Origin of the sequence: Rhizobium sp. 18055 (assembly GCF_902706285.1) — a bacterium.
Lineage (GTDB): Bacteria > Pseudomonadota > Alphaproteobacteria > Rhizobiales > Rhizobiaceae > Rhizobium.
In genome coordinates, this window is sequence record NZ_CACSKD010000424.1 from 1 (window position 1) to 402 (window position 402).

General features: G+C 62.2%; 1 protein-coding gene. It reads left to right on the forward strand.

The window, feature by feature from the left end; genetic code table 11:
• Positions 1 to 402, forward strand: a 402-nt coding sequence (gene trbJ, locus GVL52_RS29825; RefSeq protein ID WP_160012789.1) for a P-type conjugative transfer protein TrbJ, incomplete at both ends; no start/stop codon positions are given.

Below are 402 nucleotides of genomic sequence, written 5' to 3' on the forward strand. Positions count from 1 at the left end.
ACATCGTGCTCGACCCGACGAATCTGGTGCAGAACACGCTGACAGCCATCCGCACGCTGGAGCAGATCAACAACCAGATCAAGCAGCTCCAGAACGAGGCGCAGATGCTGATCAACCAGGCGCGCAATCTGGCCAGCCTGCCGTTCAGCGTGGTGAACCGTCTGCGCAGTAACCTGGCGCTGACGCAGCGGCTGATCGAGCAGGCCAAGGGGCTGGCCTATGACGTGGCCAACCTGGACAAGGAGTTCAAGCGCCTGTATCCCGAGCAGTACGCCGCCACCGTGAGCGGCGACCAGATGTACCGGGATGCGCAGGAACGCTGGAAAAACACGCTCAATGGCCTGCAGACCACCATGCAGATGCAGGCCCAGGCGTCGCAGAACCTGAGCGACGACGAAGGCG